At 60.5% G+C, this 7,964-nt stretch carries 6 protein-coding genes (1 of these 6 only partly in view); 5 read left to right on the top strand and 1 reads right to left on the bottom strand.

The window, feature by feature from the left end; genetic code table 11:
• A protein-coding gene (locus JZY08_RS20095; RefSeq protein ID WP_216333364.1) for a formimidoylglutamate deiminase crosses the window boundary here: on the bottom strand, positions 1–1,282 show its 5' portion. Its footprint begins 65 nt before the window's first position; the window shows 1,282 of its 1,347 coding nt (coding positions 1–1,282); its start codon is at positions 1,280–1,282; the stop codon falls past the left edge of the window.
• Positions 1,283–1,398: 116 nt separating this feature from the next.
• On the opposite strand from JZY08_RS20095, the gene hutI reads away from it, so the two are divergent.
• From hutI to JZY08_RS20070, 5 genes are all read left to right on the top strand, one after another.
• Positions 1,399–2,658, top strand: a complete 1,260-nt coding sequence (gene hutI / locus JZY08_RS20090) for an imidazolonepropionase (RefSeq protein WP_216333363.1) — start codon at positions 1,399–1,401, stop codon at positions 2,656–2,658.
• Positions 2,655–4,190: a histidine ammonia-lyase gene (gene hutH, locus JZY08_RS20085; protein ID WP_216333362.1), complete on the top strand. Its 1,536-nt coding sequence runs from the start codon at positions 2,655–2,657 to the stop codon at positions 4,188–4,190. Before hutI ends, hutH begins: the two co-directional genes overlap by 4 nt.
• Before the next feature lies 1 nt (position 4,191).
• Positions 4,192–4,992: an N-formylglutamate deformylase gene (gene hutG, locus JZY08_RS20080; protein ID WP_216333361.1), complete on the top strand. Its 801-nt coding sequence runs from the start codon at positions 4,192–4,194 to the stop codon at positions 4,990–4,992.
• A gap of 11 nt (positions 4,993–5,003) precedes the next feature.
• A complete protein-coding gene (gene hutU, locus JZY08_RS20075) occupies positions 5,004–6,689 on the top strand; it encodes a urocanate hydratase (protein ID WP_003498018.1) in 1,686 nt (561 codons plus the stop codon).
• 216 nt (positions 6,690–6,905) lie between these two features.
• Positions 6,906–7,937, top strand: a complete 1,032-nt coding sequence (locus JZY08_RS20070) for an alpha/beta hydrolase (RefSeq protein WP_216333360.1) — start codon at positions 6,906–6,908, stop codon at positions 7,935–7,937.
• Positions 7,938–7,964 lie beyond the last annotated feature (27 nt).

Raw genomic sequence — 7,964 nt, 5'->3', positions numbered from 1 at the left:
GCCGGCCCGATTGCACCAGCTTTTTGCCACGCACCCAGACGGTATCAACATGGACGCCACTCGCGAATATCCACTGGTCGATAATCTGGGATGCTGGAAGATAGGGAACGACCGAGATATCAAGCGCGACAAAATCGGCGCTTTCTCCCTCTTCTATTGCATTTCGTGAGGCCAGCGCCCTGCCACCACCCTCGAGCGCCTGCCGGAACAGTTTTTCACCCGTGGAACGGCCGGCATCGGCAATGACATTGCGCGCCCGAAGCGACAGGCGCTGCGAATATTCGAGCATCCGCAATTCTTCCGGTACGGAAATCAGAATATTGGAATCGGACCCGACACCGTAGTGGCCACCCTGCGCGATGAAATCCGGTGCGGGAAAAATGCCGTCGCCAAGATTGGCCTCGGTGATGGGGCAGAGACCGGCAACGGCGCCGCTTTTGGCCATGCGGCGCGTTTCTGCTTCGGTCATATGCGTTGCATGGATAAGGCACCAGCGGTCATCGACGGTCGCATTCTCCAGAAGCCACTCCACCGGCCGTGCGCCGGAAAAGGCGAGCGAATCTTCAATTTCCTTTACCTGTTCCGCGACGTGAATATGGATCGGCCCGCCTTTTGCCAACGGTTCGATCACCGCCAGCTCGTCGCCGGTCACGGCGCGCAGGCTGTGTGGCGCGATGCCGAGTACAGCACCCGGCAGCCTGTCCACCACGTTTTGCGCGCCCTGCATCAGCCTTTCGTAACTGTCGAGCGAATGGATGAAACGTTTCTGCCCGTCGATCGGCGCCTGGCCGCCGAAGCCGGAATGGGCATAAAATACCGGCAGCAAGGTGAGGCCGATCCCCGTAAGCGCAGCGGCCGCGCCAATGCGTTCGGCCATTTCGGCGATATTGCCGTAATGCGAGCCGTCTCTGTCATTGTGCAAATAATGAAATTCGCCGACCCGCCCGAAACCGGCCTCCAGCATTTCCATATAGAGCTGGGCGGCAACCGCCTCGACATGGTCAGGCGTCATCGACAGCGCAAACTTGTACATGACGGTGCGCCAGCTCCAGAAACTGTCATCGGCGGGCCCGCGAATTTCGGCAAGTCCAGCCATGGCCCGCTGAAAAGCGTGGCTGTGGAGGTTGGGCATGGCAGGGACGATCACGGCATGGCGCTCATCCTGCGACTGCGGGGAAACACCGGTTTCGACCGACAAAACAGCGCCGCCATTGATGACAATGCGAACATCCTGCACCCATCCATGCGCCAGAAGCGCTGCGCCCGCGTGAATTGCCGTCATGCCACTCTCTCCTCTTGGTCTCTTCCAGCGAGGCCACTTTCAACCGTGAAATTGCGGCTTGCCAAGCGCATTATTATGTATATACATTTGGCGCACAAAAGAAAGGCGAAAAGCAAATGCCAGGGAACAAATCTGCAAAGGGAATGGCACCGGAAAACGCCACTTCATTGTGGCGCAATGCTCGGCTCGCGACATTCACCCCTTCCATGGAAGGCATCGGCGCGATCGAAAATGCCGCCATTGCCGTCCGTAACGGCCGCATTGCCTTTGCCGGGGCTGAAAGCGATCTGCCTGCCTATCTGGCGGCAGCCGACGAGACAATCGATTGCAGTGGACGCTGGATCACCCCGGCCTTGATCGACTGCCACACCCATCTGGTGTTCGGCGGCAATCGCGCCATGGAATTCGAGATGCGGCTGAATGGCGCGACCTATGAGGAAATCGCCAAAGCCGGCGGCGGCATCGTCTCTTCGGTGCGCGATACGCGCGCGCTTTCCGAAGAAGCGTTGGTTGCGCAGGCACTGCCGCGTCTCGACACACTGCTGGCCGAGGGTATTTCAACCATCGAAATCAAATCCGGTTACGGTCTCGATATCGAAACCGAACTGAAAATGCTGCGCGTCGCGCGCAAGCTTGAGACGCTGCGCCCGGTGCGGATCGTCACCAGCTATCTCGCCGCGCATGCGACGCCCGCCGAATATAAGGGCCGCAACGCCGATTATATGACGGATGTGGTCCTGCCGGGGCTCGACGAGGCCCAAGCCGAGGGTCTGGTGGATGCGGTGGATGGTTTTTGCGAAGGCATCGCCTTTTCCGTTGAGGAAATGACCGGGGTTTTCGAAAAGGCAAAACAGCTGAAGCTTCCGGTCAAGCTGCATGCCGAGCAGCTTTCCAACCTCGGCGGCGCAGAGCTTGCGGCATCTTACGGCGCGCTTTCCGCCGATCATCTGGAATATCTCGATGAAGCCGGTGCAAAGGCGCTGGCGACAGCGGGAACGGTGGCCGTACTTCTGCCCGGCGCCTTTTACGCACTCAGGGAAAAACAGGCCCCACCGGTTCAGGCCCTGCGCGATGCGGGCGCTGACATTGCACTTGCGACCGATTGCAATCCGGGCACTTCGCCGCTCACCTCCCTGCTGCTGACCATGAATATGGGTGCCACGCTTTTCCGGATGACGGTGGAAGAGTGCCTGACGGCGACGACGCGCAATGCCGCAAAGGCGCTCGGCCTGCTTGCGGAAACCGGCACGCTGGAAACAGGAAAATCCGCCGATTTCACCATCTGGGACATCGAACGCCCGGCCGAGCTTGTCTACCGCATCGGTTTTAATCCGCTCCACGCCCGCATTTTTAAGGGACAGAAGGTTTACCCATGACTATCACGCTTCACCCCGGCAACGTGACTCTTGCCGAACTTGCCGCGATCTACTGGGATAACGGCACGGCCAAACTCGACCGTTCTTTCGATGCCGGCATTGAAAAAGCGGCGGCACGCATCGCCGAGATCGCCGCCGGCAATGCGCCGGTCTATGGGATCAATACCGGTTTCGGCAAACTCGCTTCCATCAAGATCGACGCAGCCGATGTGGCGACGTTGCAGCGTAACCTCATCCTGTCGCATTGCTGCGGTGTTGGTGCGGCCCTGCCGGAAAATGTCGTTCGTCTGATCATGGCGCTGAAGCTGATTTCGCTCGGTCGCGGCGCATCCGGCGTGCGGCTGGCACTGGTGCGATTGATCGAGGATATGCTGGAAAAGGGCGTCATTCCTTCCATCCCGGAAAAGGGTTCGGTTGGTGCCTCCGGCGATCTCGCGCCGCTTGCCCATATGGCCGCCGTGATGATGGGCGAAGGCGAGGCTTTTTATGAAGGCGCGCTTCTGCCCGCCGGCGAGGCGCTCGCAAGAGCCGGGCTGACCCCGGTCGTTCTCGCCGCCAAAGAAGGGCTGGCGCTGATCAACGGCACGCAGACCTCGACGGCGCTGGCGCTCGCCGGTCTTTTCCGCGCCCACCGCGCGGCACAGGCGGCGCTGATTACCGGCGCGCTTTCCACCGATGCCGCCATGGGTTCTTCCGCCCCCTTCCATCCCGATATTCACACATTGCGCGGCCATAAGGGCCAGATCGATGCGGGCGCTGCCTTACGCAACCTGCTGGAAGGATCCGAAATCCGCGTCAGCCATATCGAAGGTGACGAGCGCGTTCAGGATCCCTATTGCATTCGCTGCCAGCCGCAGGTGGACGGCGCCTGCCTCGACCTTCTGAGACAGGTGGCCCGCACGCTTGAAATCGAAGCCAATGCGGTGACGGACAATCCGCTGGTGCTTTCGGACAATTCCGTCGTGTCAGGCGGCAATTTCCACGCCGAGCCGGTGGCGTTTGCCGCCGACCAGACGGCGCTCGCCATCTGCGAAATCGGCGCGATCGCGCAGCGCCGCGTGGCGCTTCTGGTCGATCCGGCCCTCTCCTATGGCCTGCCCGCCTTCCTTTCGAAGAAACCGGGCCTGAATTCCGGCCTAATGATCGCCGAAGTCACGTCCGCCGCGCTGATGAGCGAGAACAAGCAGATGGCGCACCCGGCTTCCGTCGATTCGACGCCAACCTCAGCCAATCAGGAAGACCACGTCTCCATGGCCTGCCATGGCGCGCGACGCCTGCTGGCCATGACGGAAAATCTCTTCGCCATCCTCGGCATCGAGGCACTTTCGGCCGTTCAGGGCGTGGAATTGCGTGGGCCGCTGAAAACCAGCCCTGAGCTGCAAAAGGCAATCGCCGTGCTGCGGCAATTGATCCCCTCGTTGGAGGAGGACCGTTATATGGCGCCGGATCTGAAGGCGGCATCCGACCTCATCGCCTCCGGCGCTCTGGTTTCGGCTATTTCGGAAGGCATCCTGCCGAAGCTGGAGGTGTGAGGTGCGCGTCTTCGACATCAGAGAGGGTTCATCGCCGGTCATTCTCGGCCTGCCCCATACCGGCACCGAGGTTCCGGCGGAAATCTGGCAACGTCTGAACGACAATGGCAGGATACTCGCCGATACCGACTGGCATATTCACGATCTCTATGCAGATCTGATCCCCGATGCGACGACGGTTCGCGCCAATTTCCATCGTTATGTGATCGACGCCAATCGCGATCCCCAAGGGGTCAGCCTCTATCCGGGGCAAAACACCACCGGCCTCGTTCCGGACACCGATTTCGACGGCAAGCCGATCTGGAATGATGGGCAGGAACCCGATCAGGACGATATTGCCGATCGGCTGGCCACGTTTCACGCGCCCTATCACGCGGCGCTTGCGGCGGAAATCGAGCGGGTAAAGGCCATCCACGGCATCGCCATTCTCTATGATTGCCACTCGATCCGCTCGCATATTCCTTTCCTGTTTGAAGGCAAGCTGCCGGATTTCAACATCGGCACCGATATGGGCAGGACCTGCGACCCGGCGATCGAAAAAATAGCCGTGGAAGTGACCTCTGCCGCAGAAGGTTACGACTGCATTCTGAACGGGCGTTTCAAAGGCGGCTGGACAACGCGCCATTATGGAAAGCCGGAAACCGGCGTGCACGCCATTCAGATGGAGCTTGCACAATCCACCCATCTTGCAAGCGAGACGCCGCCCTTTGCCTATGACGCGGAAAGGGCGGAAAGCCTGCGCGTCCATCTCAAAACCATTCTGACGCGCCTCGAAAATTTCGCACTTGCGACAAAACGATAAGGGGAAACCACATGATCAATCCGCGCCACAATATCCGCGACGTCCGCGCACCGCAGGGCACTGAACTCAATGCCAAGAGCTGGATGACGGAAGCGCCGCTGCGCATGCTGATGAACAATCTCGATCCTGACGTGGCCGAGAACCCGCATGAACTGGTGGTCTACGGCGGTATCGGCCGTGCTGCCCGCACCTGGGAGGATTTTGACCGCATCGTCGCGACGCTGAAGGATTTGAACGAGGATGAAACGCTCGTCGTACAATCGGGCAAGCCGGTCGGTGTTTTTCGCACCCACAAGGATGCGCCGCGCGTGCTGATCGCCAATTCCAATCTCGTGCCGCACTGGGCGACCTGGGATCACTTCAACGAGCTGGATAAGAAGGGTCTCGCCATGTACGGCCAGATGACGGCCGGCTCGTGGATTTACATCGGCACGCAAGGCATCGTTCAGGGCACCTATGAGACCTTCGTCGAGGCTGGCCGTCAGCACTATGGCGGCAATCTGAAAGGCAAATGGATCTTGACCGGCGGTCTCGGCGGCATGGGCGGCGCACAGCCGCTGGCGGCCGTGATGGCCGGCGCCTGCTGCCTTGCCGTCGAGAGCGACGAAACCCGTATCGATTTCCGCCTGCGCACCCGTTATGTCGACGAGAAGGCAAAGACGCTGGATGAAGCTTTGGCGCTCATCGACAAGTGGACCAAGGCCGGGGAAGCCAAATCCGTCGGACTGCTCGGCAACGCGGCCGAAATCTTCCCGGAACTTGTCAAGCGTATGAAGAATGGCGGCCCGCGCCCCGATATCGTCACCGACCAGACATCGGCCCACGACCCGCTCAACGGTTATCTGCCGATTGGCTGGAGCGTTGCCGAACACAAGGCCAAGCGCGAGAGCGATCCCAAAGCCGTCGAAGCCGCCGCTCGTGCCTCGATGAAGCAGCATGTCCAAGCCATGGTCGCCTTCTGGGATGCCGGCGTGCCGACATTGGACTACGGCAACAATATTCGTCAGGTCGCCAAGGATGAAGGACTGGAAAATGCCTTCGCCTTCCCCGGCTTCGTTCCAGCCTATATTCGTCCGCTGTTCTGCCGTGGCGTCGGCCCGTTCCGCTGGGCGGCCCTTTCCGGTGATCCGGAAGATATCTACAAGACCGATGCCAAGGTGAAGGAACTGCTGCCCGACAACAAGCATCTGCACAATTGGCTGGACATGGCGCGCGAGCGCATCGCCTTCCAGGGTCTGCCGGCACGCATCTGCTGGGTCGGGCTTGGAGACCGCCATCGCCTTGGGCTTGCCTTCAATGAAATGGTGAAGAACGGCGAGTTGAAGGCGCCTGTTGTCATCGGCCGCGACCATCTCGATAGCGGCTCCGTCGCGTCGCCGAACCGCGAGACAGAGGCCATGAAGGACGGCTCGGACGCCGTTTCCGACTGGCCGCTCCTGAACGCACTGCTCAACACGGCGTCGGGTGCGACCTGGGTTTCCCTGCACCACGGCGGCGGCGTCGGCATGGGCTTCTCCCAGCATTCCGGCATGGTCATCTGCGCTGATGGTTCCGACGATGCCGCCCGGCGGCTTGAGCGGGTTCTGTGGAATGACCCGGCAACCGGCGTCATGCGCCATGCCGATGCCGGTTACGATATTGCCGTGGAATGCGCGAAGGAACAGGGCCTGCGCCTGCCCGGCATCCTTGGCAACTAAGGGATAAAACTCGGCGCAGTCTTCGGGCTGCGCCGTTTATCTGATCGGAGAGGACGACCGCGATCCGCCTTCCCTTGCACATTGCCGAATGCGGTGCCTCATCCGTGCCGCGTCGGCGGCGGTGGAACTTCTGCGCTCTCTGCGGCTTTGCTCGTTGCTGTTTTTAACCGACCGGCTTTATGCTCGTTTGAAAGCCGCGCTAACCGTGAGGCGGGCATGAAGGACATGGTAGATCGAAGAATGGCGCACAGGTTCCTCCCGCTTGCCTTTACCCTTGTTTTCGGAGCGCTTTTCCCGCTTTCCGCCACACAGGCCACGACTTCCGAAAAAGAACATATCGTTCCCGTGCGAATTGATGTGGGCGGCTACAAGCTGAACAGCGTCTTGTTCGAGCCGGGAAAAAGCGCCGATCTTCCGCCGATCCTCTTCATTCACGGGGCGAGCGCCAGCCTTTACGATCCGATGTACTCCTTTCTCACAAAGCTCCGCGGCCGGGCGCAATTGCTGTTTGTCGACAGGCCGGGGCACGGCAACTCGGATATCGGCAGCAAAGGCAATATTCTCCCGGATGGGCAGGCCGACGCCATCGCACTTCTTATGAAGAAGCGAGGGATTCCGAGAGCCATTGTCGTCGGGCATTCCTTTGGCGGCGCCATTGCGGCGGCGCTTGCCGTCCGTCATCCAGATATGGTCACCGGCCTCGTATTTCTCTCTCCCGCGGTCTATCCGTGGGAAGGCGGAATTGCCTGGTATTACACGGCGGCAAACGCGCCCTTCACCGGCCCGCTCTTCAGCACCTTCATTGCGCCGCCCGCCGGTCTTCTGGCGCTGGATCAGGCAACGCGCGGCGTTTTTGCACCCAATTCCAGGCCCGCCGATTATGTGGAGGCAACGCATGCCGTGGCAGCCCTGCGGCCCAAGGCTTTCCGGCACAATGCCCAGGAAGTCGCGGCCCTCAACGAATGGGCGCGTGGAGCTTCGTCGGACTATCGGCGCATCAAGGCGCCGACTGTCATCATAACGGGTCATACGGACACCATCGTCTCACCAGAGGTACATTCCCGTCACCTCGCCAGAGATATTCGCGGATCCACTTTGATCGTCGTGCACAATCTCGGGCATAAATCCGACTATGTCGCCAACGACCTTGCCATCGCCGCCATCGAAAAAGTGGCCGGCCGGCCGTCGGATCTCAAGACGGCGCAAAGAGCGGTCGAGCGACGCATCGAGAATGATCGCGGATCATAAACCTCCGCTCCCCCGCCCCCAATAACG

The sequence above is a fragment of the Rhizobium sp. X9 genome, from assembly GCF_018873185.1.
GTDB classification, from domain to species: Bacteria; Pseudomonadota; Alphaproteobacteria; order Rhizobiales; family Rhizobiaceae; genus Agrobacterium; species Agrobacterium oryzihabitans.
Note: the sequence above shows the minus strand (reverse complement) of the source record. Positions and strands in the feature narration are given on the sequence as shown.

What these genes read in the sequence shown, in the direction of transcription:
- hutH (WP_216333362.1), top strand. Translation starts at nt 2,655, where the DNA reads ATGACTATCACGCTTCACCCCGGCAACGTGACTCTTGCCGAACTTGCC.
- JZY08_RS20070 (WP_216333360.1), top strand. Translation starts at nt 6,906, where the DNA reads ATGAAGGACATGGTAGATCGAAGAATGGCGCACAGGTTCCTCCCGCTT.
- hutU (WP_003498018.1), top strand. Translation starts at nt 5,004, where the DNA reads ATGATCAATCCGCGCCACAATATCCGCGACGTCCGCGCACCGCAGGGC.
- hutI (WP_216333363.1), top strand. Translation starts at nt 1,399, where the DNA reads ATGCCAGGGAACAAATCTGCAAAGGGAATGGCACCGGAAAACGCCACT.